A 26,482-nucleotide genomic window follows, 5' to 3' on the forward strand; every position below is an offset into this window, starting at 1 on the left:
AGCATCACAGTTCGATGCGGGAAAGCTTCCCCAGCAGCACGGAGTAAGAGAGCGTCCCGAGCAGACATATCACGCCCATCAGATTGAGGGCCCAGTAGAAGTGGCCGGTGTGATGGGTAATGTAGCCAATCATGAGCGGCGTGGTGACGGCCGCGATATTGGCCGCCAGACTGGTAATGCTGCTGGTCAGTCCGACGTACTGTCGAGGCGCGATTTCGGAGACGGCGGCCCACGACATCGACCCGACGCCCTGCGCGAAGAACGCGACAGTCAGGATGGCGATCACCAGTTCGTTCGACTGGACGAAGTTGACGAGCACGATAGACGCGCCAAGCGCTGTTCCGATGATGAGCGGCGCCTTGCGCGCAGTGGAAATCGATACTCCACGCCGGATGAAAAAATCCGAGAGGTAGCCAGCAACAAGAATGCCGATCGTCGCGCCGATAAAAGGGAGTGCCTGAAAGATCCCGACCTTGATCATCGACATATGACGGGCTTCGATCAGATAGGTCATGAACCACGTGGTGAAGAAGACCAGCAGGGTGTTATTGCAAAACTTGCCGAGGCAGATGGCGAGAATCTGCCGGTAGCTGAGCAGCTTGAGCGCCATGCGCCAGTCGAACTTCTCGCGAGGCTTGCGCGACGCCGTGGCGCCTTCATTGATGTATTGCAGCTCGGCGGCATTCACGCCCGCATGCTGAAGCGGATCGCGATAAATCCGGTACCAGAGCATGCTGAACAGAATGCCGAAGCCACCCGTCACGAAAAAAACGGTACGCCAGCCGTATGCGGTGGAAATCCACAGCAACAGGCCAGTGAAGAGCGGCGTCCCGATGTATTGCCCCATGACATAGACGCTGGTCGCGAAGCCGCGCTCCCGGGCGGGAAACCACAACGTCACGGCGCGCGCGTTCGAAGGAAAGGCCGGCGCCTCCAGTGCGCCGATGGCAAGCCGCGAACCGAACAGCATCTGATAGCCGCTCGCGAAACCCTGCGTCAGCGTGGCGAATGACCAGCCGACGAGCGACAGCGCATAGGCTACGCGCGAGCCGAGAACGTCGGTCAGCACGCCGCCAGGCACGAGGGCAACAGAATAGGCAAGGCCGAATGCCGCGAACAGCTCGCCCATCTGCATCTTGTTGAGCGCCAGGCTCTTCGAGAGGCCCGGCGCGACGATGCCCAGTGCCGACCGGTCCACGTAATTGAGGATGGTTGCCACGAGCAGCATCGAGAGTACGACGTACCGCACCCTGGTGCGTTTCGCGGTATCTGCGTAAGCCGGGCTTCGCGCCAGTAATGTTTGTTCCTCTACGACTTTCATCGGTGTCTCCAGAACATGAGTCTGTTGTCTTTTTATGTTTGACGGCAGGCCGGTTTATCCGCGGCCGACGAACGGCATGGCGCTCGCCATGATGGTCATGTTGAGAACATTGGCCTCGAGTGGGAGACTGGCCATGTGCGCAACCGCGTTCGCCACGTGCGTCACATCCATTCCTGGTTCGGGCGCCATTCTTCCATCCGCTTGCAGCACGCCCCGGTTCATGCGCTCCGTGAGTGGCGTCGCCGCGTTGCCGATATCGATCTGGCCGCAGGCGATGTTGAATGCGCGTCCGTCCAGCGCGATCGATCGGGTGATGCCGGTGACGGCATGTTTGGTTGCCGAATAGGCAATCGTATGTGGCCTCGGCGAGTACGCTGAAATCGATCCGTTGTTGATGATTCGTCCGCCTTGAGGGGACTGTGCTTTCATCAAGCGATACGCGGCCCGCGCGCACAAAAAGACGCCGGTCAGATTCGTGGCCACGACATCGTTCCAGAAATCGACCTCGTAGTCTTCCAGGGGGACGGCCCCCGCGTTGCGGCCCGCGTTGTTGAAGAGCACGTCGAGCCGACCGAATGCCCCGGCGATCTGCGAAAACGCGTGCTCGACCGATGCTGCATCGGCAACGTCGGCCTGGAATACATGCGCTTCTCCGCCGGCAATACCGATTGTTTCCTTCGTTTCCAGCAGCGGTTCGGCTCTGCGCCCGATCAACGCGACGACGAATCCAGCGTTGGCGAGCGCCACGGCAGCGGCGCGGCCGATGCCGGAGCCGGCACCTGTCACGGCGGCGAATTTCTTCGATGCAGGCATTTCACTTCCTCTCGACAATTCAGTTGAACACGGGAAAGAGGTTTGCATTCGCGCCATGCGTTGAGCAATCTTGATTCATTGAATCAACGTCTGAGGGCATTACCGGTGGGATCGCATCAGGGTTTTCCTGATGCAGACGTTGCCCGCAGCGACGCGGGCCAGGCACGTGGAAGGAAACCGGTCGCAACGCGCGGGGTACGTCCGGATGAATAAGGTACGAATCATCTCCGACAAGTTGATTCATCTAATCAACATTGACGGTCCGGTCTGGGGTTTCGTAGTCTCTCGACGTCTGTTCATCCAGGGAAAAACCATGTCGGAAAATAAACGTACCCGGCTGTTGATTGCGCGAAAGGTTCCCACAGCCGTGGCGAATCGCGCCGAGGCTGAATTCCATGCCTTCGTGACCGAGTCCGATATGGACTCATGGTCTGTCGTCGACTTCTGCACGAAGCACGACGTGCCGGCCGTACTGATCGGAAAGAAGTCCGGTTTGCAGGCGGAGCACATTGCCGCGCTGCCCTCGACCGTCAGGATCATTACGAACGCGAGTGCGGGCATCGATCACATGAACGTGGCTGCCGCCCGCGAAAGGGGAATCGTCGTCACGAACGCACCCGATGCGCTGACCGAATGCACGGCCGATTTCTCCATGCTCCTCGTGCTCGCGGCCTGCCGCCGCGCGTCGGAGTACGAACGAATCATGCGCAACGGATGGGGCAAATCGTTTGGCATGACCGAAATGCTGGGCATGCGAGTGAATGGCAAGACGCTCGGCATCGTTGGATTCGGGCGTATCGGCCGGGCAGTTGCGAAGCGCGCGCAGGGTTTCGGCATGCGCGTGATCTACACGGATACCCGCCGTGCAGCTCCGTCGGTGGAAAATGGTGCTGCGTTTTACGCCAGCCTCGACGAAATGCTGCCGCATTGCCAGGTGCTCACACTGCACGTGCCGGGAGGAGGTATCCCGCTGATGACGAAAAATGAGTTTGGACGCCTGCCAGGGGGCGCGGTTTTTGTCAACGCGGCACGTGGCGGCCTCGTGGACGAAGATGCGCTATACGACGCCCTGACTTCGGGGCATCTGTTCAGCGCGGCGCTGGACGTGTACCGGAACGAACCCAATGTCGACAAGCGCTTCGCGGAACTCGACAACGTGTTTCTGACGCCCCATATGGCCAGCGCCACGATCGAGACCCGCGACCAGATGGGGTTTACGGCGCTCGACAATGTCGCCGCCGTGCTGGATGGGCGACCTGCCCTGAATCCCGTCTGAGGCTCGAACTCCCCGAATCAGGGTTTGCAATGCACGCGTGGCTGGGCATGTTCCAGTCACGCGTCACAAGGCCATTCACGAAGCGCAGGCGCTTTCATGGATGTTCCAGCGGCGGACACACACCGGGGCGGTCACACAACGATCACGCAAGCGCCGTACTTTGCGAAGTTCGTAAAGGAGACTGCCATGGCGAACAAGCTTGGGGAAATCGATCACATCGTGTATCTGATGCTGGAAAACCGTTCCTTCGACCAGATGCTCGGTTTCCTCTACAGCGCCACTGGAAACCGTTCCCCGCTCGGCCACGCGTTCGACGGCCTCACCGGCAACGAATCGAATCCCGACGACACAGGCCGTGAGATCCAGGTCTACCGCATCCAGGCGAGCGATCCGCATCCGTACCTGATGCCGGGTGCCGATCCTGGCGAAGGTTTCTACAACACGAACTACCAGCTGTTCTCAACCGACGACCCCGCCCCCGGTGCCGTGCCGGACAACGGCGGTTTTGTGCTGAACTTCAGGTCGGCGATCGCGTCGGATCTCGCGAAGCACTACAAGGACTCGTTGCCCGGCACCGAGCCATCGCAGATCATGGGCATGTACACGCCTGAGCTGCTGCCGGTGCTCTCAGGGCTCGCACGTGGTTATGCCGTGTGCGACGCATGGTTCGCGTCGGTGCCCACGATGACAATGCCGAACCGCGCGTTCGCGCTCGCGGGCACGTCGCAAGGCCATCTCGACGACCACGTCAAGATCTTCACGTGCCCGAGCATCTTCGGCCGCCTCTCGGACCTCGGCGACGCGAAGGTCGACTGGGCGATCTTCGGCTACAACCGCGATCCGCTCACGCGCCATGACTTCCCCGACGTGCAGCACGCCGACGAGCGTCATTTCGGCCACTTCCGCGATTTCCAGGCGCTCGCCGCGAGCGGCAAGCTGCCCGCGTTCACGTTCATCGAGCCGAGCTGGGACGCGACCGGCAACAGCCAGCATCCGAACTACGACGTCGCAGCCGGCGAACAGCTTGTCCACGACACCTATTACGCCCTGCGCAATGGCAAGGCCTGGCACTCGACGCTGCTTGTCATTAACTACGACGAGCACGGCGGCAACTACGACCACGTCGCGCCGCCGTCGAACGCAACGCCGCCCGGCGATGGCACGGTCGGCGAATATGGCTTCGACTTCACGCGCTTCGGCCTGCGCGTGCCGGCCGTGCTCGTCTCGCCGTTGATCGAGGCAGGCTCGGTGTTCCATGCGCCGAAGGGACAAACGATCGACCACACGTCGGTGCTGAAGACGATTCACGAGCGCTGGGGCACGCAACCGCTCACGAAACGCGACGCGGCCGCGCCGTCGCTGGGCGACGTGCTCACACTCGACCGGCCGCGCGATGACGATCCGCTCGCGAACGTCGCGGTGCCGGTTTCGAGCCCGCATCACCACAACGCCTCGACGCCTTCGCGGCTCGATCGCCTGCAGGCGGCCCGCGTCGCCGCGCTGCCGGTCCGCAACGAGAAAGGCCATTACGACGTGGAGCCGGACCCGTTGCCGGCTTCGAGCGCCGGGCTCACGAACTTCATCCGCGACCGCTCGGCCGCGTGGAGCCAGCATATCCAGCGCCGGCGCAACCGGCGCGACAGCGGGCACTGAACGAAGGACGGTGCCGTCCCGACGGCATCGCCCTTCGCTCCCGTTACGTTACGTTACGTTACGCGCCGAACGTCAGCGCATGGGTGAGATCGCCCATCGGCGTCTGTCCGCGCGCACGCATCGCGTCATCGCGCAGCTTCAGACCGTCGAGCGTCGCGAGCCCGAACACGCGCGTGACGAGACGCAGGATCGAGCCCGTGTCGTAGACCGTGTGGTCGACGTATCCCTTCTTCGCGAACGGCGAGACGACGAGTGCCGGCACGCGCGTGCCCGGCCCCCACCGGTCACCCTTCGGCGGCGCGACGTGGTCCCACCAGCCGCCGTTCTCGTCGACGGTCACGATCACGACCATGTTCTTCCACTGCGGGCTCGCGCGCAGCGCCTTGACCGCATGCACGATGTGGCGGTCGCCCGAGGCGACGTCGGCATAGCCCGCATGCATATTCAGGTTGCCCTGCGGCTTGTAGAACGTGACAGCGGGCAGACGCCCCGCGCGCGCGTCGGCGAGGAAGCGGTTCGTGCTCTCGTCGTCGCCGAGGCCGCCGTCGCGCAGACGCTTCGCGCGGGCCTCGGTGCCCGGCGCGAGATTGTGGAAGTAGTTGAACGGCTGATGGTGATACTGGAAGTTCGGGATCACGGGCGTGCCGTTCGCGAGGTTCGCGCCGTGACGATCGAGCGTCTCCTGGAAGGCGCCTGCATACCAGGCCCATTCGACGCCGCGCGCGTCGAGCTTGTCGCCGATGTGCTCGTGGGTCTGCGGCGGTGCGGCCATCGCGTTCGCGTCGAGCCGGAAATCGACGACGCCGTCCGGGCCGGGCGTGAGCGGCGTCGGCGCGTACGGCGGCATCATCGTGTTGACGGCGTAGCTCAGCGTCGCGCCGCCGGCGAGCGTCTCTGGCGGCGTGAGCGCGCTCGGGCCGAACTTCGGGACGCCATTCATCGCACTTGGGGGCGTTGCTGGCAACGGCTTCAGGTTCGGGTCGTCAGGGCGCCCGCTCACGGTCTCCGCGATCTGGAATTTCGCGATGCTCTCGCGCGGATTCGCATAACGCGGCGGCGTGGCCGCGGCGAGATACTGGTGATTGAGAAACGACCCGCCGAACGCGCCCTGGAAGAAGTTGTCGCACAGCACGTATTCGCTTGCGAGATCCCACATGCGCAGGTCGTAGCTCGTGTTCGCGTAGTGGCCCATCGTGAAGCCGGCGGAATCAGCCCAGGCGACGAACATGTCGTTCCGGCCGCCGTTGATCTGCATCTGGTTCTGATAGAACACGTGCCACAGGTCGTGCGTGACGAGCGAGAGCGGCAGGTTTTCGCCGCCCGGCCCCTTGAGCGCGAACGGCGCGTTCGGCAGGTTCGTCTGGTATTGCTGTCCGGCACGGTAGCTGACACCGTCGGCGACCTGATCCTTGAGCAGCCAGCCACCCGGCACGGGCGGCAAATACGGCAACACGGTCTTGCCGTCACGATCGCGCTGCAGGTAGTCGGTGGGCTTCAACGACAAGAGCGGCTTCTCGACACCGGGGAAATCGCCGAACAGGTTGTTGAAGCTGCGGTTTTCCGAATAAATCACGACGATCGTCTTCACGTTCTCGCGCAGTGCGGCATCGAGTTCGGCGCCACCGAGGCCGCGCGCGGTGCGGCCGTCGCCCGCGCCCTCGGGCGCCGCGCAGCCGGCGAGCCCACCGCCAACGGCGACCGCCGCAAGCCCGCCGAGAAACGTGCGCCGGCGGGGATTCGGGGCGGACGGCGTTTTCTCCGTTTCAGTCGATTGCGGGGATTCAACGGACGGGTCTTCCTTTCTTGTCATGCCGCTTCCTTTTTGTCGTGATCGGGGTAGAGGCGCGAGCCGGGCTCGGGTGACCGGCGGCATGCGCGCGGATGCATCGCCCGAAGCCGCGGCGGTCCGCTCCGCGTGCGGCTTCAGATCGTAGCGTGCAGGCGAGGCATTTGAATGACAGATCGATGACAGGACATCCGCGCATCGAAAGGAACACTAAAACGCGCAAGGCGTGGAGTTATGGCGAGCAGTATTCCATCGGTACGATGTCGGGTTCGGCCAAAAGGCGACGTTCGATGGTGCCAGTAGAATCGTCGACAATCAGCTCCGTCGATCTTACGGGCCCATTCTGGCCGTTCACTTTTAGCGAGGAGAATTGATGAAAGTAAAGATCGCGTACATCGAAGAACCGCCATTCGGCTGGACGGAGCCGGATCGGGTTGCTACGGGAGCAGACATCGAGTTGGCGGAGACAGTACTACGAGCGATCGGCGTAACCCACATCGAGCATCACCTGACCACATTCAGCGAACTGCTGCCCGGCGTCGAGGCAGGTCGATGGGATGTCCAGATTCGGCCTCACTCACAAGGAAATCGATCCCGCGCTCGTTGTTGAATCTCCCGGGACGTTCAAGGACTGAGCCGGTGGCATGGACCCGGAAGGCAACCCGTTTCCGGGTCGGACCAACAGGCGCCAATCATGCGCCATGCGCCTGGTCACACCTTCTTGACGAATTCCGATTTCAGGCTCATGGCACCAAAGCCATCGATCTTGCAATCGATATCGTGGTCGCTGTCCAGCAGCCGGATATTTTTTACCTTGGTGCCCATCTTGATCACCCCGGCCGAACCCTTCAGCTTCAAGTCCTTGATGACAGTGACGGTGTCCCCATTCTGCAAGACATTTCCAGCTGAATCGCGATAAACCCTGTCAACCGTTTCGGTCGGCACAGCTGCTTGCACCGACCATTCATGCGCACACTCCGGGCAGATGTAGACGCCCGCATCTTCGTACGTGAACCCGGAATTGCATTTCGGACAGGAAGGCAATGCGCTCATGTGTAACTCCTGATGCCTGACGAAGGCAATAAAAGCGCGAAAGTATAGCGTCGTCCGATGGCTTGCTTGTCTTGCCGCGCTCATGACGTCAATGTCGGGCGTCTGTTTTCAGAATGTCTGAAGATCGGCTTCACGCCCTGAGTCAGTCAATCAGGCATTTCGAGGGGAGAGCACGTTGCTTCCCGCACCTGGCTGGTCGTTGTGTCAATTCGAGGCGGTGTGACATACCGCCTCTACACGATTGCCAGCCGGATCGAACAGGAACGCTGCATAGTAGTCGCCATGGTAGTGAGGTCGAAGTCCAGGTTCACCATCCGAACGTCCGCCGGCGGCGAGGCCAGCTGTAAAAAATGCGTCCACTTGTTCGCGAGACACCGCCTTGAAGCACCAATGCCGCTTGTTTACATCGATCCTGCCTGGGTCCAGATAGACGCTCAGGCACGTCGATTTTGTGTCGGCCGACGTGCAGCGCTCTCCGTAACCGAGCGCATTGGAACGGTCATAGACCTTGGTTGCTCCCAGTGCCTTCATGGTCGAGTCGTAGAATGGACGTGCCGCGTCAAGATCGGGAACGCCGATCGAAACATGATCGAGAAGCTGCATTGATTTTTTCTCCTGTCAAAGTTCAGGCAGTTACCTTACCGCCCGGCAGAGCAATTACCTTTTACCAGGCCGCATCGATCGACGTTTGAATGTCCGAAATTGAACGAGGCAAATGGCCGGAGTGGGCTCGCAAAGCGCCCTTCACGCTCAATACATTCAGCAAGTCCAGCCTCGAAAAACGAGACGTCAAGAGACAATCTTTCGCCAAAGCAGCAGCTTCTGCTCGAACGAGAGCATCGCGTTCGCCGGACTCGATGAAGGCAGCACAAGCGTTTCATAGCCCGCCGCGCCGATCACATCGGCAAACCGTCCGGCCGCCTTGCCGTTAAAGCAAACCTTGCGAAGGCGTGGCGCGTGCTCTCGCAGCGACGCAAAGTCATTTGGCTGCGCGTTGCGAATCGCTGAATCCAGACTTCCCTCACGATGACACGCATCCAGCACGTCCCAGATGCCGATGCCATGCGCAAGCACGCGTTTGAGCCGCGCGTCATAAGGCAATTCGTGAAGCAAAGCCTCACCAGTCACGGAACCCAGAAGCCGCCAGAACTGGTTACGCGGATGTGCGTAGTACTGTGTCGCCACAAGCGACGCTTCGCCCGGGAAACTGCCGAGCACCAGCGTGTGCGTATCCGCCGCGACCACAGGGGCAAAGCCGCGCAGCATCAGCAACTTCCTTCACGTGGCGTGCGCGGCGCGGAATGCGCGCGCGATGTCGTGTGATCGAGCGGACGTCCATGTTCACGCGGATACGCACGCGCCGGCGCGTCGTAGCCGGGTTCGCGCGCATCGTGTGGCCGCGCCTGCGTTCGCGCGCGCGAGGCAAGATACGCCCATAGCGCGGGCAGCATGCATTCGGTGACCATCAGCGGTGCGCCGTGTCGCTCGAATACCGAGCGCCGCGCGACAAGCGCGTGCGGCGCGGCAGTGTCGATCTCGCGCGAAGCGAGCCGGTACAGCGGATGTCGCGCGTTGAGCCGACGACTCACCAGCGCGGATCGCGCGACGCTGCTATCGCTGTACAGCAGTTCGGCAAGCGGCCGGTTGCGCAGACACCGCATCGATTGCCACGCGCCGACGCTCGCGGCGAGCGGCGCGACGCTGTGCGCGGCGACGAACGGCGTGCCATCGACGGACAGCACCACTTCACGCACCCAGACCGGCGCACGCGACGTGATGCACAACGCGGCGTATTCATCGTCCCACGCGCGCGCGACCGCTTCACGCGTCACGCGGACGATGACCGCGCCAAGCGTCGCGAGATGGGCGGTCAATGAACCGCCGCGGGTGAGCCAGTCTTTCTGGTCTGACGAGAAACCGGGCATGGGCGCCGCGCGCCAGTGCGCGTTGGCGGCATCGAAACGGATAGACATGCGCCGCATTATAAGATGCGCCCCGGTTTGCGTTCCGCGCGGCGACGTTTGCGCGTGCGCTAGCGTGTCGACGCCAACGCAAGCTGCCGCAACCGCACAATCACGCGTTCGACAACCGGCGACCAGTCGCCCGGCCGCGGCTGACGGAACAGCTCGACGGTGTCGTACCACGGCTGCGATTCCGCGACGCCCCAGCACCAGTGCGACACGTGATCGAGCATCGCCAGCACCGGACGCCCAAGCGCGCCGCCAAGATGCAAGGGCGCGCTATCGATGGTGACGAGCGCATCGAGCGCGGCAACGTGAGCGGCCAGATCGTCGAAACCTTCGACGTAATGGGCGCTCAGATCTGGCGTGCGCGTACCCGCGCAGGCGGCGTTGAACGCGGATGCCAGTTCATCGCCGCTGCCTGGCGTCAAAGGATGGAATACGACATCCGGCAATTCGAGCAAAGGGGCAAGCGCCGGGAGTGGAATCGAACGCTTCGCATCGCGTCGATGCGAGGGACTTCCGCGCCACACCAGACCGACCTGCAATGCCCCCGATGCACCGCCAGCGTTCACACTCACAAGCTCACGCCACGCCTCGGCTTTCCGCGCATCCGCGCACAGATAAGGCGCGCCATGAACGTGCTCCAGCTGAAGGCCGATCACGAACGGCACGCTCATCATCGGCAACGTGAAGTGACACCGGCCGGGCGTATCGTCTTCGATCGAAACGCAGTCCGCGTAATAGCGCGAGAACAGCGGCTTGAGCGCACGCCGGCAGGCCAGCGTGACGCGACCGCCCTCGTCCCGCACGCGCGCCGCCAGCGTGGGCAGAAAACGCACCATCTGGATATCGTCGCCGTTGCCCTGCTCGCTGTACACGAGCAACGTCTTGCCCGCGAGCGGCTCGTTGTGCCAGCGCGGGCCGCGTCGCGCCATTACGTTGACGATGTTCTCCGGCGTGCGGTCGCCGCGCGCGAGGCGTGCTTCGTAGCGCGGCCATGCGTCGCGCCACGCGCCACGTCGCAACGCCAGTTCAGCCAGATCGACTGCCGGCATGACCGCGCCCGGGTCCAGTGCAAGCGCCGCGTGCAGCGCGGCTTCGCTATCGTCGTAACGCGCCTGCTCCGCGAGATACAGGCCAATGGCCGCAACCACGCTCGCATTCCCTGGCGCCGCGCGGTCGACGGCGCGCATGGTGGCTTCGGCCGCGGCTGCGTCGTTGCGCTGCCATTGCGCATGACTGAGCTGCCAGGCCATTTCGGCATCGGCGGGATGCTTCGCGAGCGCTTCACGGGCCACGCGCTCCATCACGTCCCATGCACGCATCTCGCGGCAGGCGATGGCGAACTGCAATGGCAAGTCCGGGTGAATCGCCGGATCGAGCGCCCAGGCGCGCGCGAGCGCCGCATGGCGCTCCGCCGAAGACGCCGGGTCTGCGATTGCCGCCAGTGTCTGCGCGAGCCACCACGGAGCACGGGCGTCGTCCGGAAACCGGTGTCCATACGCGCGCAGCATGTGCGCTGCAGCCGGATGGGCCGCGCAGCGATTGCTCAGCCAGACGATCCATTCGATGCTCGCTTCGCCGGGCTGCGTGAGGACGGCCTGCTCGCTGTAACGCGTCGCCGCGCGTGTATCGCCGAGCGCGTCGGCGAAGAGCGCGAGCCGCGCGAAACGCGCACCCTGATTCGCATCCGGCGCGGTCACCGCAGCGAGACGCCAGGCGCTTTCGAAATCCCCTGCGCTTGCGCACAGTTCGGCGTGAACGATCGATGGCACGCCATCGACGGCAAGCCTGGACGCGCATTGAAGCGCTGCGTCGAGACCCTGCTGCCGCAAGATCGACCATACGATGAAGACAGATTCGGAAACTGACGCAAACACTGGCTGTGACATGGGAAGACTACCCGGCGCAACAGATTGACGTGTCGCAGAACACGGTCGAATCCGACCGCATCTGCCCGCGGATGCCCGACGGCGCGGACAGACGGCAGATTACGACGGCACGCGTTCACGCCATCTCACAAACGATTCTGAAAGCGCCGGTGCTCAACGACTGCATCGTTACCCATACTGCTTTCGCGACTCGCGTCCTGCGGGTCGTGTCATTCGAACCAGAACAGGTCCGCCAACAGGGAGAAGAGATTGACCATCAACACAAAACATACGTCCGACCGCATTGCCCACCTTGCCGCTGTCGTGCTGGCAACGCACGGCGCGTCGCATCAGGAGAAAGAACTGGCTGGTTCGGCGCTCGCGCAGCATCACACAACGAAGCAGTCGAGCGTCGCGATGGGACGGCTCGCGGCGCACGTGCTCGACGACAGACACGCGAGTGAAGCCGCGAGGGAACTGGCGGGCTCCGTCCTCGCACAGGTTCGCCGGCTGGGCTAGCGGGCCGGAGCGTCGCCACGCAGGTCAAAAAAAACGCTGCCCGAAAACGGCAGCGTTTTTTCCATCGCGACGTATCACACGAAAACCGGGGCACGAAGCCCCGTTTTCACGCGTTGCGAGCCAGCAGCAACGCGTTGGTCCGCTTCACGAAGCTCGCCGGATCTTCCAGCGCACCGCCTTCCGCGAGCAGCGCCTGATCGAACAGCAGATGGCACCAGTCGTCGAAGTTCGCGCTGTCGGTGTGCAGGTTCTTCACGAGCGCGTGCTCCGGGTTCACTTCGAGGATCGGATGCGATGCCGGCGCCTGCTGTCCTGCCGCCTTCAACATGCGCTGCAGGTAGCCGCTCATGTCGCCTTCGTCGGCCACGAGGCACGACGGCGAGTCGGTCAGACGGAACGTCAGACGCACGTCCTTCGCCTTGTCCCTCAACGCTTCCTTCATGCGTTCGACGAGCGGCTTCAGTTCTTCACCGACCTTTTCCTGCGCCTCTTTTTCCTCGTCGTTCAGCGCGCCGAGATCGAGATCGCCACGCGCGACACTGGCGAGCGGCTTGCCGTCGAATTCGTTCAGGAACGACAGCATCCATTCGTCGACGCGATCCGTCAGCAGCAGCACTTCGACGCCCTTCTTGCGGAACACTTCGAGATGCGGGCTGTGCGTCGCGGCCTGGAACGTATCGGCGGTGACGTAGTAAATCTTCGACTGTTCGGGCTTCATGCGCGAAACGTAGTCAGCGAGCGAAACGGTCTGCTCCGGCGAATCCGTTTGTGTCGACGCAAAGCGGATCAGCTTCGCGATGCGTTCCTTGTTCGCGAAGTCCTCGCCGATGCCTTCCTTCAGCACCTGGCCGAATTCCGTCCAGAACGTCGTGTACTTTGCCTTGACTGCTGCGTCTTCCGAGTTCGCGAGCTCTTCGAGCATCGACAGCGAACGCTTCGTCACGCCTTCGCGGATCGCCTTCACATCGCGGCTTTCCTGCAGGATTTCGCGCGATACGTTGAGCGGCAGATCCGCCGAATCGACCACGCCCTTCACGAAGCGCAGATACGACGGCAGCAGCTGTTCGGCGTCGTCCATGATGAAGACGCGCTTCACGTACAGCTTCAGGCCGCCGCGATGATCGCGGTTCCACATGTCGAACGGCGCGTGTGCCGGCACGTACAGCAGCTGCGTGTATTCGCTGCGGCCTTCGACGCGGTTGTGCGTCCACGTCAGCGGATCCTGATGGTCGTGCGACAGATGCTGGTAGAACTGCGTGTACTGCTCGTCGGTGATGTCGCTCTTCGAACGGGTCCACAGCGCACTCGCCTGGTTGACGGTCTCGTCTTCGTCCTTCGTGACCATCTCGCTCTTTTCAGCGTCCCACTCTTCCTTTTGCATCAGGATCGGCAGCGCGACGTGATCCGAATACTTCTGGATGATCGACTTCAGCTTGTAAGTGGACAGCAGTTCGTCTTCGTCGGCGCGCAGATGCAGCGTGATCGTCGTGCCGCGTGCCGCGCGCTCGATCGAATCCACCGAAAAATCGCCCTCGCCCGCGCTTTCCCAGCGCACGCCTTCGCTGGCCGGCAAACCGGCGCGACGCGTTTCGACCGTGATGCGGTCAGCGACGATAAAGCCCGAGTAGAAACCGACGCCGAACTGGCCGATCAGCGCCGCGTCTTTCTGCTGGTCGCCCGAGAGCCTGCCGAAGAATTCCTTCGTGCCGGAACGCGCGATCGTGCCGAGGTTCGCGACGGCTTCGTCGCGGCTCATGCCGATGCCGTTGTCGTCGATACTGATGGTGCGCGCGGTCTTGTCGTACGCAATGCGGATGCGCAGGTTCGGATCGTTCTCGTACAGCGCGCTGTTTTCGATGGCTTCAAAGCGCAGCTTGTCGGCGGCATCCGACGCGTTCGAAATCAGTTCGCGAAGAAAGATTTCCTTGTTGCTGTACAGCGAATGAATCATCAGATGCAGAAGCTGTTTCACTTCTGCCTGAAAGCTCATGGTTTCTTGTGCCATGGTCGGATGTCCTCTCTGTTGCTGGATGGTTCAAAACAGGCGTATCTCGCGTTTTCCGCACCTTTGCGTGCATCAGCGCCAAACGCGAATTGCCGGCGTAAATGGGGTCGCCCGCGCCCGTTTCAAGAGGCGCGACGCGCGACGCTGTCCAGATAGCGGCACAGAAACACCGACAGCGCCGGATCGGTACAGTTCGCGATGTTAAAGCGCATCCATGTGGCCGGCGACTGGTGCGGCGAGAACAGGCTGCCGGGCGTCAGCAGGAAGCCTTCCTCGTGGCCGGCGGCGGCGAACACGTCGGCGTCGACGCCCGTGTCGGCCCACAGGAACATGCCCGCGCCAGGCGCGAAGAATATCTTCATGCCAGCCTTTTCGAGCATGCGCACGGCCTTGTCGCGCACGCCGTCGAGCCGCGCGCGTAGCCGCTCGACGTGCCGCCGGTAGTGGCCTTCTGTCAGGATCTTGTAGAGCACGCGCTCGTTCAGTTCAGGGCTCGTCATGCCGACCAGCATTTTCTGGTCGGTGATCGCGTTCGCCACTTCTGGCGCGCACGCGACGAAACCGACGCGCAGGTTCGCCGCCAGTGTCTTCGAAAAGCTGCCGAGGTAGATCACGCGCTTTAACTGGTCGAGACTCGCCACGCGCGTCGCCGCGTAGCCGGACGGGCACAGGTCGCCGTAGATATCGTCCTCGACGACGATGAAATCGTGTTCCTCGGCAAGCCGCAGGATGCGGAACGCCTGCGCGGCGGTGAGCGACGTGCCGGTCGGGTTTTGCAGCACGGAGTTGATGACGAGCATTTTCGGGTGCCACGTCTGGATCAGCTGTTCCAGCGCGTCGAGATCGGGGCCGTCGGGCGTGTACGGCATGCCGACGAGCCGCGCGCCCTGCGACGCAAAGCGCCCGAACATCTGGAACCACGCCGGATCGCCGACGATCACCGCATCGCCCGGCTGGACGTAAATGCGCGCGATCAGGTCGATGGCCTGCGTGATGCCGGACACCATCACGATCTGGTCCGGCGAAGCGCCGATTTCCAGCTCCTCCAGCCGCGTCTGCAACTGCTGGCGCAGCGGCAGAAAACCCTGCGGCGTACCGAAGCCGAGCATCTGCGCTCCGCTTTGCCGCCCGAGCGTGCGTAGCGCGCCGGTGATCAGGTCGCCGTCGAGCCAGCGGCCCGGCAGATAACCGAGGCCCGGACCTTTCTCCGGCCGCGTCGACGAATGCAGCATGTTGCGCAACAGCCAGACGACGTCGATCGTGCTCGGCGCCGGTGCCGCCTCGGTGAGCGCGCGGCGCTCGCCGGGCAGCTGGCTCGCGGCGCGCTCGCGTACGTAGAAACCCGAGCCGCGCCGCGAATCGAGGTATCCCTGCGCGACGAGCCGTTCGTACGCCTCGACCACCGTGAAGCGCGACACCCCTTTGTCGAGCGCGAGCGTGCGGATCGACGGCATGCGCATGCCGGGCCGGAACACGCGTTCTTCGATGCGGCGGCGCGCCCATTGCACCAGCTGGTCGACGAGCGTCAGCGAAGACGCGTCATGGGGCGCGGGAATCAGGTCGAGCGGGACGGACATGGCGAGGCTCCAACTGTACCGAACAGTATCGAACCGATTGTACCGTTACTGTGCCGGTCGCAGGCGCTACATTGAACACTCCGTTGAGCGCCGCGGCATGCGTCTGCGTGCCCGGCATCCGGCCAGTCGCGGGCATCCTGTGCGTTGCACGGACCGTCGGCCGGACGAAAGGTTATGCTGGCGGCCCGGGCCGCATCGCCCCTCGCGACGTCCGGTTGCGCGCGCGAATGCGTCTGCCGTTCGCTGAAAACCGTCTTTTACCGTGTTGCCATGACCGCCCAGAAGCTGCATCTCGATCATCTCGTTGTCACCGCCCGCACGCTCGACGAAGGCACGCAATACGTCGCCGACACACTCGGCATCGCGCCGGCCGGCGGTGGTACGCATCCGCTGATGCGCACGCACAACCGGCTGCTGAACCTGTGGGGCGGCATCTATCTGGAAGTGATCGCGATCGATCCGCAATCCGGTGCCCTTCCGGCTGGAACCGACATTGCGCCGCGCCCGCGTCTTTTCGCGCTCGATGCGCCCGCGACGCACGCGCGGCTCGAGAGCGGCCCGTACCTGTCGCACTGGGTCGCGCGCGTCGAGCGGCCTAAAAACCTGCCGCGCTGGCGCGAGCAGTATCCGGAGCGGATCGCGCCGGTCGTGCCGATGTCGCGCGGCGACTTCACGTGGAGCCTCACCGTGCCGGACGACGGCGCGTTTCCCGCGTGGCAGGGTTCGGGCGACGGCATCGCGCCTTCGCTGATCCAGTGGGATACGGCGCTGCATCCTTCGACGATGCTGCCCGAGCCGGAAGTCGCGCTGAAGTCGCTAAAGGGTTTTCATCCGCAGGCCGATGTGATCCGCGCGCAACTCGAGTGGCTCGGCGCCGCGCATCTGATCGCGCTCGACACAACGCCGGACAGCGCGAGCCTCGTCGCCGAATTCGAAACGCCCGCCGGACTCCGCACGCTCAAATAGCGTGTGTCACGGCCCACGAACCCAGGCTGGATCAAGAGAGTAAAGAGAGACACCCGCAATGAAACCGCGCGAATCCCAGGGCATGATGCTTGGCCTCATCGGCGTCATGATCTTCAGCCTGACGCTGCCGATGACGCGCATCGTCGTGCAGGAGTTTCATCCGCTGCTGGTCGGCCTCGGTCGCGCGCTCGCCGCCGCGGTGCCCGCCGCCGCGCTGCTGGCATGGCGCCGCGAACGCCGGCCGACGTGGCCGCAGGTCAAAAGCCTCGCCGTGGTGTCGCTCGGCGTGATCATCGCATTTCCGGTGTTTTCCGCGTGGTCGATGAAGACGGTGCCCGCTTCGCATGGCGCGGTCGTCAACGGCCTGCAGCCGCTGTGCGTCGCGTTGTATGCCGCGTGGCTCTCGCACGAACGGCCCTCGAAGGCGTTCTGGGTGAGCGCGATTGCGGGCAGCGCGATCGTCGTCGCGTTCGCGCTGCAATCGGGCGGCGGCTCGCTGCAGGCGGGCGATCTGCTGATGCTCGTCGCAGTCGGCATCGGTGCGCTCGGCTACGCTGAAGGCGCACGGCTTGCGCGGCAGATCGGCGGCTGGCAGGTGATCTGCTGGGCACTGGTGCTCTCGGCGCCGTTCCTCGTGATTCCAGTCGGCTGGCTCGGCTGGGAACATCACGTGCAGCATCCCGGCCCCATCGCGTTGAAGACATGGCTCGCGTTCGGCTACGTCACGCTCTTCTCGCAGTTCATCGGCTTTTTCGCGTGGTACGCGGGGCTCGCGATGGGCGGCACGGCGCGCGTGGGCCAGGTGCAGCTACTGCAGATTTTCTTCACGATGGCGTTTTCCGCGATCTTTTTCGGCGAGCACGTCGCGGCTTCCACCTGGCTTTTCGCGGCCGCCGTGATCGCCACCGTCGTGCTCGGCCGCAAGGCGACGGTGCGCACCGTCCACGTACCCGCGCGCGCAGCCTGACGAGACGCGCGATAATCACGCATTCGACCGACCCCTTTCAGCTTCAGCATCACACTGCAATCGAGGAGACCATGGACCAAAGCGACCTTCAAGCCCCGACGTGGCAACTGTCCGAACGTGCACGCAAGCTCACCAGCTCGGCGATTCGCGAGATCCTGAAAGTCACCGAACGGCCCGAAGTCATTTCGTTCGCGGGCGGGCTGCCTTCGCCGGCAACTTTCCCGGCCGAACGGATGCGCGAGGCGTCCGACTGGATCCTGCGCAACGACCCCGCCGCCGCGCTCCAGTACAGCGCGACCGAAGGCTATCTGCCGCTGCGCGAATGGATCGCCACACGCTACTCCGTGAACGGTGCGAAGATCCGCGCGTCGCAGGTGCTGATCACGACGGGTTCGCAGCAGGCGCTCGACCTGCTCGGCAAGGTGCTGATCTGCAAGGACAGCCCGGTGCTCGTCGAAACGCCGACGTATCTCGGCGCATTGCAGTCGTTCTCGATGTACGAGCCGCACTACGTGCAGGTGCCGACCGATGAGAACGGCCTGATCCCCGAAGCGCTCACGCCCGAACTGACGGCGGGTGCGCGCCTCCTGTACGCGCAGCCGAATTTCCAGAATCCGACGGGCCGCCGTCTGCCGGTCGAGCGCCGCCGCGCGCTCGCCGCGCTCGCGAAGACCGCGCCGTTCCCCATCATCGAGGACGACCCGTACGGCGCCCTCGATTACGCGGGCGAGCCGCTGCCGACGATGCTCTCGATGTCGCCCGACCACATCGTTCATCTGGGCTCGTTCTCGAAAGTGCTCGCGCCGGGTCTGCGGATCGGCTACATCATCGCCCCCGAGGAACTGCACTTCAAGCTGGTGCAGGCCAAACAGGCAACCGATCTGCACACGCCGAGCTTCACGCAACGCATCGTGCATGAGGTCGTAAAAGACGGCTTTCTCGACACGCACGTGCCGACGATCCGCGCGCTCTATCGCGACCAGTGCGCCGCGATGCTGGCCTCGCTCGAACGCTACATGCCCGAAGGCGTGAGCTGGAACCGTCCGGAAGGCGGCATGTTCGTGTGGGTCACGCTGCCTGCGCAGATGAACAGCATGAAGCTGCTCGAAGAAGCGGTCGCGCAGAACGTCGCGTTCGTGCCGGGCGGGCCGTTCTTCGCGAATGAAGCGCAACACAACACGCTGCGTCTGTCGTTCGTGACCGTGTCGCCGGCGAAGATCGACGAAGGCGTCGCGAAGCTCGCCGCATTGATCCGCGCGCGGATCTGATGACCGATCCGTTTTACCGATTTCATCCAGAGATAAAGGACACGTCATGGCTCAAGCAAATGTATATGACCGGCTGAAGGAACTCGGCATCGAACTGCCGACCGCAGGCGCGCCCGCCGCCGCTTACGTGATGAGCGCGCAGGCCGGGAACACGGTGTATCTGTCCGGCCACATCGCGAAGAAGGACGGCAAGCCGTGGGTCGGCAAGCTCGGCGACACGCTGTCGACCGGGGAAGGCAAGGTCGCCGCGCGTTCGATCGCGATCGACCTGCTCGCAACCCTGCACGCACACGTCGGCGATCTGAACCGCGTGACGCGCATCGTCAAGCTGATGAGCCTCGTCAATTCGACGCTCACGTTCACCGAACAGCATCTCGTGACGAACGGCGCATCGGAACTCGTCGCCGACGTATTTGGCGAGCGCGGCAAGCACGCCCGCTCGGCATTTGGCGTCGCGCAGATTCCGCTTGGCGCATGCGTTGAAATCGAAATGATCGCTGAAGTGCAGTAATACTTCGTTGTCGTCCGGCTTCAGCCTGGCTGAAGCCGTGTCGTACATATGAAGAATCGCGTTTATTCAATTCCGGCATCAGGAACGGGCAAAACTCATGTTTAGTCGTTTCAGGCAGGTCGATGTGTTTACCCTTGTCCCATTCAAGGGCAATCCGCTCGCGGTGATTCTCGAAGCCGACAGCCTGACCGCCGGGCAGATGCAAACCATCGCGCGCTGGACGAATCTGTCCGAGACCGCATTTCTGCTGAAACCGACCGACCCGGCCGCCGACTACCGGGTGCGTATCTTCACGACGGGCAGCGAGCTTCCGTTCGCCGGTCACCCCACGCTCGGCAGCGCGCATGCGCTGCTCGAAAGCGGCTATACGCCGAAGCAGCCAGGCAGGCTTGTGCAGCAATGTGGCGTTGGCCTTGTCGAACTGGCGCAGCAGGACGCGCATGTCTGGGCGTTCGCCGCGCCGCCGGCGCGCATCACGCCCCTTCCCGAAACACAGTTCGCCGCGCTGCGGGCGGCCCTGAAAACCGATGCGATCGACTTCAGTGCGCCACCCTGTGCGATCGACAACGGTGCGGCGTGGCTCGTCGTGCGCCTGCAGTCCGCTCCCGCCTGCCTTGCGCTGACGCCGGACGCACAGCAACTCGCCGACATCGCCCATGCCACCGATACACACGGTATCGCCGTCTACGCACCGCATGCCGACGGGGGCCCCGCCACGTTCGAAGTCCGCTGCCTGATGGCAGGCGGCGCGTTCGGCGTCGGCGAAGATCCGGTGACGGGCAGCGCGAACGCCGCGCTGGCAGGTTTGCTGACACAGCAGCATCGCCGTCCCGGCAACGGATACACCGCGCGCCAGGGCACCGCGATCGGCCGCGACGGCCGTATCGTCGTGACCTACGACGACGCCGCCGGCAAGACGTGGATCGGCGGCTCATCCGTCACGGTGGTCGACGGGACGTTCCGGCTGCCCTGAGCCGCAAGCGCACGCGCCTGTCCAATGCGCGCCGGCACTCCACTGTCTGGTTTGTTGCCCACAACATGTCTCATGCAGACAATCGGACGATCGCTTCGATGTGTGCTCAACGCTCGCCTTGATGCGAGCGTGATGCGTTCTGGATAAACTGGCGACGTACCCCTACGCAACGGGCATCGTCTGAAACTTCCGTTTCGACGAAACCCTTTAAACGCGGACTACCGGCGAACCTGGCGGCAACGCTGGCGAGCCACGTCGGGTCAGCGTATCGCGTGCCTGGCCGGGCGAGCGTATACCCGATGCGCGGATGCTTCCTTAATCTTTTGGCATTCAGTAATATCGAAAGGTCCAGGTGACAACAGGACTTCGGCACGACACCGCGCCCTCCCACCCCCGCGCACCCGGTACCGTTCATCATGCAGCCAATCTCGAACCTCGCGCAGTCGACGTACCCGGAGCCGCTGCGGCGAAGCGCACGCCCCTGGTCGGCACGATGAATCATTTCCGCGTTTCCACAACACGTGACGGAAGACTCCGCGATCCCGCGGTATCGCGCCGTCGTGCGCTGCTCGCTATTCCCGCACTCGGCGTACTGGTATTGATCCTGCTGTGGACCGTCATCTTCGCGCGCCTGTCGGTCGAGAAGGACACGACGTATCGGGAAGCGATGGCATCGTCGGCGATCCTGTCGGCGGCGCTTGAACAACACACGGTCAAGGCCATCCACCAGGTCGACCAGATCACGCGCTTCGTCAAATACGAGTTCGAGAAGTCGCCGAATCACTTCGACCTGTCGAGCACGGTGGAGAAAGGCGTCGTGCAGAGCGAGACGCTCGTGCAGGTTTCGCTGATCGATGAGCACGGCACGCTGATCGCGAACACCGCCGATCCCACGCCGAAACCCATCGACCTCTCGGACCGCGAGCACTTCAAGGTGCACGAACACGAGAACGATGACGCGCTCTACATCAGCAAACCGGTGCTCGGGCGCGTGTCCGGGCACTGGACATTGCAGATGACGCGCCGGCTGAATCATCCGGACGGCTCGTTCGCGGGTGTCGTGGTGGTGTCCGAGGACCCGAGCTACTTCACGAGCGACTTCTACAACAACGCGGCGATCGGCCGCGACGGCGTGATCGCCGTCATCTCCGATTCAGGCACCGTGCTCGCGCGCCGCACCGGCAGCGCCGAGAATGCGGAAGGCGTGTTCTCGGCGAGCGGCACGTATCCGACGTCGGAACACGTGTCGGGCACGTACGTCGACCCGATCGACAACGTGACGCGCATCGTGTCGTACCGTCATATCGACGGCTATCCGCTCGGCGTGCTGGTCGGGCTCTCGCAGGCGGAAGAGTTCGCCGACTACAACCATACGCGCAACGTCTATCTGTTGATGGCGGGCTTTATCTCGCTCGCGATGCTGAGCTTCTTCGCCGTCGCGACGGGGCTGATCGGCAAACTGCTCGGACGCGAACGCGAGATGACGCATCTCGTCGAATACGATCTGCTGACCGGCCTGCGCAACCGCTACGCCACGCTGCAGAGCCTGCGGCACGACGTTGCGTTACCGGTGAACGTCGGCCGTCTCGCGATCCTGTTCATCGACCTCGACAACTTCAAGACCGTCAACGACACGCTCGGCCACAACGCCGGCGACATCGTGCTGCAGATGACCGCGTCGCGGCTCGCGGATGCCGTCGCCGATCTGGGTTCGCTCAGCCGCATCGGCGGCGACGAATTTGTCGTGATCGTCAAAGGTGAGAACGTCGAAAAGCGCGCCGTCGATCTCGCCGAAGCAACCGCCGAAGTCTTCGCGAGACCGTTCGAGGTGCGTGGCAGTTCGTTCGTGCTGCACGCGAGCGTCGGCATCGCGCTGTACTCGGTCGCCAACGAAAGTGAAATCGACCTGCTGAAAAAAGCCGACCTCGCGATGTACAGCGCGAAGGATGCCGGCAAGAACTGCTATCAGTTCTACTCGCCGCAGCTCTCGCACCGCGCGGACCATCTGATGAAGTGGGAGCAGCAGCTGCGCGTCGCGTTGAACGAGGGCCAGCTGTTCCTCGCGTACCAGCCGAAGGTCGATCTCACGCGTCGCTGCATTACCGGCTTCGAGGCGCTGGTGCGCTGGAACCATCCGCAACACGGCCTGATTCCGGCCAACGAGTTCATCCCGGTCGCGGAATCGACCGGGCTGATCGTCCCGATCGGCGACTTCGTGATCGAGACCGCCTGCCGGCAACTGGCGATGTGGCAGCAGCAGGGCTACGATCCGCTTTCGCTGGCGGTCAACATTTCCGCCGTGCAGTTCTGGCGCGGCGACCTGTACCAGACGATCTCGCGCGCCATCGAGGAAACCGGTATTCCCGCGCGCCGCCTGGAACTCGAAATCACCGAGACGGCGATGATGGAATATCCCGATCTCGTCTCCGAAAAAATCTTCGCGCTCAAACGCCTTGGCGTGCGTATCGCGCTCGACGACTTCGGCACCGGCTATTCGTCGCTGTCGTACCTGAACCGCTTTGCGGTCGATACGCTGAAGGTGGATCGCTCGTTCGTGCAGGCCATTCCCGGCGACCGCAGCGTGTGCGTGATGGTGACGGCGATCGTCAACCTGGCGCGCTCGCTGGGCCTCACGGTGGTCGTCGAAGGCACGGAGACGGAAGAACAGATCGCGTGGCTGGCGGCGCTCGGCCATATCGAGGCACAGGGCTTCCTGTTCTCGCGACCGGTGCCGTCGGATGGCATACCGGCGCTGCTCGACCGGTTCGGCGTCTGCGGAATGCCGGACCGTCGCGTGACGCAGGAACCCGATCTCGACAGCATGGGCGTTGCACCGAGCACCAGCGGGCTGTCTGCGTGACTGAAAAGGTTAAAACCCGCGCGACATCACAGCGACACCGATCGTCACGACGCCCAGCACCAGATTGATCACCACCAGACGCCGCACCGTGCCGACCGCGCGGGCGCCATCCGGCCAGTTCTGCGCCTGTACCGCGCGACGGATGCGCGGGAACACGGCGAAACGGATGTGCCCGAAGAGCAGCATCATCACGATGCCGAGGCCGGCCATGGCATGAAGCGTCCACGATGCGTGCCCGCCGCCGAACTGCATCAACAGGAAGCCGCCCGAGATCAGGATGACGAGCACCGAGGCGCCCACCCAGTTGAAGAAGCGCCCGAAAACCGACTCCCATAGAGGCAGACGCAGTTGCGGCGAGAGATCGGCGAGCGCCGGCCGCAGGCAGAAATGCGCGAACACCATGCCGCCGATCCACACGGCCACACCGAGCAGATGCAGAAAGAGCGCGAGTTCAATGCCTTTGGTCATGGTTGTTTTCCCTGTGCGGTGTAGAACTGTCGGGCTTCATTTGAAGCCCTCATTGAGCGCATTCGACCACGGCTCATCAGCGCAGTTCATCTTTATGTTTATTTTGACGTTTGGCCGCAACGGTTTCATCGTCAGGCGCGGTGCTTCGTTTTGCTTTAATTCTCTTGCATTGCCCTGTTCCGGCATGCGAACAACGAAGGGCATCGGCACGCGTCCTTCGTCGCCCCTTCGTCTCCGACGCCTGGACTGGGATAGCCGGCGTTCTCGACAGCGCCTAGCCCGCCAGCGCCGGCCTCATCGCCTGCACCTTCAGCTTCGTGTCCGGCGCGCGGCCCTTGCGTGCCCGCTTGCCCACGTGCGGTGCCAGCGCCGCGCCAGCCAGCGTTTCCTCCTGCTGCCTGCCGCCGCGCCCCGTGCCCTGCAGGACAACACCAGCCTTGCCGATCGCCAGCGCCTGCACGAGCGCTTCCTTGTCGTCGAGCGCGATCAGTATGACGCCGCGTCCGCCGCCGGAAAGCGTCTTCATCTCGTCGAAGCCGAACACCAGCAAACGCCCTCCCCCCGACAGACACGCCACCTGTGTCGCATCCGGCAGCATCGGCATCGGCGCGAGCGGTGTCGCGCCTTCGTCGATCGTCATGAACGACTTGCCGGCCTTCACGCGGCTCACCATGTCGCCGACCTTCGCGACAAAACCAAAGCCGTTGCTCGAAGCGAGCAGCAACGCCTGATCGGCCGGAGCCGCATAGTAGTGCATCAGATGCGTGCCCGATTCGAGTTCGATCAGCGACGTGACCGGCACGCCATCGCCGCGCCCGCCCGGCAGCATCGCGACCGGTACGGAATAGACGCGACCCTTGCTGCCCCACGCGATCAGCATATCCGGCGTGCGGCACTGGAACGCCGCATACAGGCCGTCGCCGGCCTTGAACGTGAAGCCGGCCGGATCGAGTGCATGCCCCTTCAGTGCACGCACCCAGCCCTTTTGCGACACCACCACCGTGACCGGTTCATCGACGACACGCGCTTCGAACGTCGCGCGCTTTTCCTGCTGGATCAGCGTGCGGCGCTCGTCGCCGTACTGCTTCGCGTCGCCTTCGATTTCCTTGATGAGCAGACGCTTCATCGCCGGTTCGCTGCCGAGCAGTTCCTCGAGCTTCGCCTTCTCGTCACGCAATTCGGACAGTTCCTTCTCGATCTTGATCTTCTCAAGCCGTGCCAGTTGACGCAGACGAATCTCAAGAATGTCTTCCGCCTGGCGATCCGACAGGCCAAACGCCGAGATCAGCGCGGACTTGGGTTCGTCCGACTCGCGAATGATCCGGATGACTTCATCGATATTCAGGAAGACGATCATCCGGCCTTCGAGAATATGAATCCGGTCGTCGACCTTCATCAGACGATGCCGCGTACGGCGCGTGACTGTCGCGAAACGGAAGCCGATCCACTCGCCGAGGATTTCGCTGATGCCTTTCTGGCGCGGCCTGCCGTCGGCGCCGACCATCACCAGATTCAGCGACGCATTCGATTCCAGGCTCGTATGCGCGAGCAGCGTGTTGACGAACTCGGTCTGGTCGATGCGGCTCGACTTCGGTTCGAACACAAGGCGCACCGGCGCGTCCTTGCCCGATTCGTCGCGCACGGCATCGAGCAGCGCCAGCATCGTCTGCTTCGTCTGCAACTGTTCGGGCGTGAGCGTTTTCTTGCCGAGCTTGATCTTCGGGTTGGTCTGCTCCTCGATTTCCTCGAGCACCTTCTGGCCGGACGTGTTCGGCGGCAATTCGGTGAAGACGACCTGCCACTGCCCGCGTGCCATCTCTTCGATTTTCCAGCGCGCGCGCACCTTCAGGCTGCCGCGGCCGGTTTCGTACGCGGCGGCGATTTCCGCCTCGCTGGAGATGATCTGGCCGCCGCCCGGAAAATCGGGGCCCGGCACGAGCTGCATCACTTCGGCGTGCGAGAGCCTCGGGTTGCGGATCATCGCCACCGCCGCCGCCGCTACTTCGCGCAGGTTGTGCGACGGGATTTCCGTCGCGAGCCCCACCGCGATACCGGACGCGCCATTCAGCAGCACGAACGGCAGGCGCGCCGGCAACAGCTTCGGCTCTTCGAACGAGCCGTCGTAGTTCGGCATGAAATCGACCGTGCCCTGGTTGATTTCATCGAGCAGCAGCTTTGCGATCGGCGTGAGGCGCGCCTCGGTGTAACGCATGGCCGCCGCGCCGTCGCCGTCGCGCGAACCGAAGTTGCCCTGGCCGTCGATCAGCGGATAACGCATCGAAAAGTCCTGCGCGAGCCGCACGAGCGCGTCATAGGCCGACTGGTCGCCGTGCGGGTGATACTTGCCCAGCACGTCGCCGACGACGCGCGCCGACTTGACCGGCTTCGCATTGTCGGCGAGACCCATCTCGTTCATCGCGAACAGGATGCGGCGCTGCACGGGCTTCTGGCCATCGCAGACGTCGGGCAGCGCGCGACCCTTCACCACGCTCACCGCGTAGTCGAGGTACGCACGTTCCGCGTAGTTGCCAAGCGTCAGGAAATCGTCGGCCGGTACCGCTTCGGTGAAAAGATCGGGAGTGTTATCGTCCATCTGGATGTCGTGTCCGTTTTTTTGCGTGAGGGCATGCG

22 protein-coding genes and 1 pseudogene are annotated in these 26,482 nt (G+C 63.4%); 10 read left to right on the plus strand and 13 right to left on the minus strand.

From position 1 onward, the window contains the following. Window positions 1-4: 4 nt before the first annotated feature. Window positions 5-1,321, minus strand: a complete 1,317-nt coding sequence (locus LPA37_RS10255) for an MFS transporter (protein WP_229012485.1) — start codon at window positions 1,319-1,321, stop codon at window positions 5-7. A 54-nt stretch (window positions 1,322-1,375) separates the two neighbouring features. Next, a complete protein-coding gene (locus LPA37_RS10260; RefSeq protein WP_229012486.1) occupies window positions 1,376-2,134 on the minus strand; it encodes an SDR family oxidoreductase in 759 nt (252 codons plus the stop codon). 313 nt (window positions 2,135-2,447) lie between these two features. On the opposite strand from LPA37_RS10260, the gene LPA37_RS10265 reads away from it, so the two are divergent. Then, window positions 2,448-3,410 (plus strand): 2-hydroxyacid dehydrogenase, encoded by a 963-nt coding sequence (locus tag LPA37_RS10265; RefSeq protein ID WP_229012543.1) that lies wholly within the window; start codon window positions 2,448-2,450, stop codon window positions 3,408-3,410. Between the two features lie 186 nt (window positions 3,411-3,596). Beyond that, window positions 3,597-5,063: an alkaline phosphatase family protein gene (locus LPA37_RS10270; protein WP_229012487.1), complete on the plus strand. Its 1,467-nt coding sequence runs from the start codon at window positions 3,597-3,599 to the stop codon at window positions 5,061-5,063. A 58-nt stretch (window positions 5,064-5,121) separates the two neighbouring features. Here the strand turns inward: LPA37_RS10270 and acpA are convergent, their stop codons facing one another. Beyond that, window positions 5,122-6,873 carry an acid phosphatase gene (gene acpA, locus LPA37_RS10275; RefSeq protein ID WP_229012488.1) on the minus strand — a complete coding sequence of 584 codons (1,752 nt, stop codon included), beginning with the start codon at window positions 6,871-6,873 and terminating at the stop codon, window positions 5,122-5,124. A 349-nt stretch (window positions 6,874-7,222) separates the two neighbouring features. Here acpA and LPA37_RS10280 point away from each other — a divergent pair. Beyond that, window positions 7,223-7,417 (plus strand): annotated as a pseudogene (locus tag LPA37_RS10280) (transporter substrate-binding domain-containing protein); the annotation flags it as partial. Window positions 7,418-7,560: 143 nt separating this feature from the next. On the opposite strand, the gene LPA37_RS10285 reads toward LPA37_RS10280, so the two are convergent. The 5 genes from LPA37_RS10285 to LPA37_RS10305 all read right to left on the minus strand — a co-directional run bounded on the left by LPA37_RS10285 (window position 7,561) and on the right by LPA37_RS10305 (window position 11,758). Next, the gene (locus LPA37_RS10285) at window positions 7,561-7,902 is read right to left on the minus strand and encodes a zinc ribbon domain-containing protein YjdM (RefSeq protein ID WP_228976054.1); all 342 of its coding nucleotides are present in this window, start codon (window positions 7,900-7,902) and stop codon (window positions 7,561-7,563) included. A gap of 204 nt (window positions 7,903-8,106) precedes the next feature. Further along, window positions 8,107-8,505, minus strand: a complete 399-nt coding sequence (locus LPA37_RS10290) for a VOC family protein (RefSeq protein WP_228976055.1) — start codon at window positions 8,503-8,505, stop codon at window positions 8,107-8,109. Window positions 8,506-8,691: 186 nt separating this feature from the next. After that, window positions 8,692-9,168 (minus strand): DNA-deoxyinosine glycosylase, encoded by a 477-nt coding sequence (locus LPA37_RS10295; protein ID WP_229012489.1) that lies wholly within the window; start codon window positions 9,166-9,168, stop codon window positions 8,692-8,694. Then, window positions 9,168-9,875 (minus strand): chorismate--pyruvate lyase family protein, encoded by a 708-nt coding sequence (locus tag LPA37_RS10300; RefSeq protein WP_229012490.1) that lies wholly within the window; start codon window positions 9,873-9,875, stop codon window positions 9,168-9,170. Before LPA37_RS10300 ends, LPA37_RS10295 begins: the two co-directional genes overlap by 1 nt. A gap of 59 nt (window positions 9,876-9,934) precedes the next feature. Beyond that, complete coding sequence (locus LPA37_RS10305) at window positions 9,935-11,758, minus strand: glycosyltransferase family protein (protein ID WP_229012491.1); 1,824 nt, start codon at window positions 11,756-11,758, stop codon at window positions 9,935-9,937. 249 nt (window positions 11,759-12,007) lie between these two features. Here LPA37_RS10305 and LPA37_RS10310 point away from each other — a divergent pair, with 249 nt between their 5' ends. Then, complete coding sequence (locus LPA37_RS10310; protein WP_229012492.1) at window positions 12,008-12,256, plus strand: hypothetical protein; 249 nt, start codon at window positions 12,008-12,010, stop codon at window positions 12,254-12,256. 106 nt (window positions 12,257-12,362) lie between these two features. Here LPA37_RS10310 and htpG read toward each other — a convergent pair whose 3' ends face one another. After that, window positions 12,363-14,261, minus strand: a complete 1,899-nt coding sequence (gene htpG / locus LPA37_RS10315; RefSeq protein WP_229012493.1) for a molecular chaperone HtpG — start codon at window positions 14,259-14,261, stop codon at window positions 12,363-12,365. A gap of 122 nt (window positions 14,262-14,383) precedes the next feature. Next, window positions 14,384-15,838 carry an aminotransferase-like domain-containing protein gene (locus LPA37_RS10320; RefSeq protein WP_228974041.1) on the minus strand — a complete coding sequence of 485 codons (1,455 nt, stop codon included), beginning with the start codon at window positions 15,836-15,838 and terminating at the stop codon, window positions 14,384-14,386. Window positions 15,839-16,108: 270 nt separating this feature from the next. Between LPA37_RS10320 and LPA37_RS10325 the strand changes: the two genes are divergently transcribed. From LPA37_RS10325 to LPA37_RS10350, 6 genes are all read left to right on the plus strand, one after another. Further along, the gene (locus tag LPA37_RS10325; RefSeq protein WP_229012494.1) at window positions 16,109-16,804 is read left to right on the plus strand and encodes a VOC family protein; all 696 of its coding nucleotides are present in this window, start codon (window positions 16,109-16,111) and stop codon (window positions 16,802-16,804) included. 58 nt (window positions 16,805-16,862) lie between these two features. Next, window positions 16,863-17,771 carry a DMT family transporter gene (locus LPA37_RS10330; protein WP_229012495.1) on the plus strand — a complete coding sequence of 303 codons (909 nt, stop codon included), beginning with the start codon at window positions 16,863-16,865 and terminating at the stop codon, window positions 17,769-17,771. 71 nt (window positions 17,772-17,842) lie between these two features. After that, window positions 17,843-19,039, plus strand: coding sequence for an aminotransferase-like domain-containing protein (locus LPA37_RS10335; protein ID WP_228974034.1), 1,197 nt, complete (start codon window positions 17,843-17,845; stop codon window positions 19,037-19,039). 46 nt (window positions 19,040-19,085) lie between these two features. Next, the gene (locus LPA37_RS10340) at window positions 19,086-19,550 is read left to right on the plus strand and encodes a RidA family protein (RefSeq protein ID WP_228974032.1); all 465 of its coding nucleotides are present in this window, start codon (window positions 19,086-19,088) and stop codon (window positions 19,548-19,550) included. A gap of 97 nt (window positions 19,551-19,647) precedes the next feature. Further along, window positions 19,648-20,523 carry a PhzF family phenazine biosynthesis protein gene (locus tag LPA37_RS10345; protein WP_229012496.1) on the plus strand — a complete coding sequence of 292 codons (876 nt, stop codon included), beginning with the start codon at window positions 19,648-19,650 and terminating at the stop codon, window positions 20,521-20,523. Window positions 20,524-21,016: 493 nt separating this feature from the next. After that, on the plus strand, window positions 21,017-23,383 hold the full coding sequence (locus LPA37_RS10350; RefSeq protein ID WP_229012497.1) for a bifunctional diguanylate cyclase/phosphodiesterase: 2,367 nt from the start codon (window positions 21,017-21,019) through the stop codon (window positions 23,381-23,383). Window positions 23,384-23,392: 9 nt separating this feature from the next. On the opposite strand, the gene LPA37_RS10355 is transcribed toward LPA37_RS10350, so the two are convergent. The 3 genes from LPA37_RS10355 to parC form a co-directional block, all read right to left on the minus strand. After that, the gene (locus LPA37_RS10355; RefSeq protein WP_228974024.1) at window positions 23,393-23,851 is read right to left on the minus strand and encodes a CopD family protein; all 459 of its coding nucleotides are present in this window, start codon (window positions 23,849-23,851) and stop codon (window positions 23,393-23,395) included. Between the two features lie 36 nt (window positions 23,852-23,887). After that, entirely contained in the window at window positions 23,888-24,055 is a 168-nt protein-coding gene (locus tag LPA37_RS10360) for a hypothetical protein (protein ID WP_229012498.1), read from the minus strand. 70 nt (window positions 24,056-24,125) lie between these two features. Then, window positions 24,126-26,444: a DNA topoisomerase IV subunit A gene (gene parC / locus LPA37_RS10365; RefSeq protein WP_229012499.1), complete on the minus strand. Its 2,319-nt coding sequence runs from the start codon at window positions 26,442-26,444 to the stop codon at window positions 24,126-24,128. Window positions 26,445-26,482: the final 38 nt, after the last annotated feature.

The organism is Paraburkholderia gardini, from assembly GCF_907164545.1.
Taxonomy (GTDB): Bacteria; Pseudomonadota; Gammaproteobacteria; order Burkholderiales; family Burkholderiaceae; genus Paraburkholderia; species Paraburkholderia gardini.